Source organism: Enterococcus sp. 10F3_DIV0382, from assembly GCF_002140245.1.
Classification (GTDB): domain Bacteria; phylum Bacillota; class Bacilli; order Lactobacillales; family Enterococcaceae; genus Enterococcus_B; species Enterococcus_B lactis.
This window is the reverse complement of the sequence record NZ_NGMF01000010.1, coordinates 1-1397: the sequence shown is the minus strand read 5'-3', so window position 1 is coordinate 1397 and position 1397 is coordinate 1. Positions and strand designations below refer to the sequence as shown.

Below are 1397 nucleotides of genomic sequence, written 5' to 3'. Positions count from 1 at the left end.
GAGGTCAAAGAAAATCTGACTGCCTTTGAATTACAGAAAATTCCAGTTTTGACCATTACTGCAGCTGGAGATAATTATTTCACACGCCATAGTACCTGTCTCTTATACACATCTAGATGTGTATAAGAGACAGAAGATAGACATCCTGAAGTAGTCCTTCACATAATGATTAAGGATTATCAAAATAATATTTCTGAAGTACACTATGCAGCAGATAATATTCAATTAGTACTACCCATACAATATACTTCAAAAGAGTTGGAGGAGGAATTACATGACTGAGAAAGAACAAGTACAACAAATCGTGAAGAAGTATAATAAAAGTATCGCTGATTTATCAGAAAATGCCTCAGCGAAAGAATTTAAAACAGTAATGAAGTACGTAGCAGATGAAGCAAATCGTAAGCAGCGAAAACTAGTTGGGTTGGATAAGTAAATTTTTTAAACCAGATCCTTGTAAAGTTGAGTTTTTTATTTTAATGAACTAAGACTATTAAATAGATAATTATTGTAACTTAAAAACACAGCTGAAAATTGGTTGTGTTTTTTTATTAGGTTTACTTTTCTGGTATAAAAGGAACTAGCTACTTTTTCAAAATTTCTAAACCTTTCCATATGTAACGTTTACCAAATTATTCGCCATAAAATTTTATAATTCAATCACCCATTGTTTTACCTAAGTCGTATTTGTCTCTTATACACATCTAGATGTGTATAAGAGACAGATGTAACGTTTACCAAATTATTCGCAGATGTGTATAAGAGACAGGATAAGAGTATCCAATTGAAGAGAATGATTAGGAGAAAGAATCTCCGTACTTTTCATAGTAATCATAGTATCCAAGTTTGTATAGACGAATCGTTTTTTGTCTTATTTCTTCTGTTTCAAAATGGACTGCTTGAAGAATCAAATCTGTGGATTCTATAGGAGCTGTTCCATTCGCGGTAATCAAGTTATGATCTTTTACAGCTTGTTGTTCTATAAAATCTTCTTTATTTTGATAATTTTCCGATTCTAACCAAGGAAATTGCATATTTCCGGTGTGTTTGTAACCTTGCAATAATCCGCTCTGTGCTAAATAATCAACTGCCCCACAAATCGCAGCTACTGCTGTCTCTTATACACATCTAGATGTGTATAAGAGACAGGTATATTGTATGGGTAGTACTAATTGAATATTATCTGCTGCATAGTGTACTTCAGAAATATTATTTTGATAATCCTTAATCATTATGTGAAGGACTACTTCAGGATGTCTATCTTCTGTCTCTTATACACATCTAGATGTGTATAAGAGACAGGTACTATGGCGTGTGAAATAATTATCTCCAGCTGCAGTAATGGTCAAAACTGGAATTTTCTGTAATTCAAAGGCAGTCAGATTTTCTTTGACCTC

The 1397-nt window shown here is 32.8% G+C and carries 1 protein-coding gene and 4 pseudogenes; 3 read left to right on the top strand and 2 right to left on the bottom strand.

Going from position 1 to position 1397, the window contains the following annotated elements:
- The 3 genes and pseudogenes from A5849_RS15295 to A5849_RS15025 form a co-directional block, all read left to right on the top strand.
- Positions 1-96, top strand: a pseudogene (locus A5849_RS15295) (MurR/RpiR family transcriptional regulator); the annotation flags it as partial.
- A 30-nt stretch (positions 97-126) separates the two neighbouring features.
- Positions 127-282, top strand: a pseudogene (locus A5849_RS15390) (zeta toxin family protein); the annotation flags it as partial.
- Positions 275-436: a hypothetical protein gene (locus A5849_RS15025; RefSeq protein WP_002294460.1), complete on the top strand. Its 162-nt coding sequence runs from the start codon at positions 275-277 to the stop codon at positions 434-436. The pseudogene A5849_RS15390 and the gene A5849_RS15025, both read left to right, overlap by 8 nt.
- A gap of 361 nt (positions 437-797) precedes the next feature.
- On the opposite strand, the pseudogene A5849_RS14600 reads toward A5849_RS15025, so the two are convergent.
- Together A5849_RS14600 and A5849_RS15290 are read right to left on the bottom strand one after the other, a co-directional pair.
- Positions 798-1109: pseudogene (locus A5849_RS14600) on the bottom strand (DJ-1/PfpI family protein); the annotation flags it as partial.
- Between the two features lie 192 nt (positions 1110-1301).
- Positions 1302-1397: pseudogene (locus A5849_RS15290) on the bottom strand (MurR/RpiR family transcriptional regulator); the annotation flags it as partial.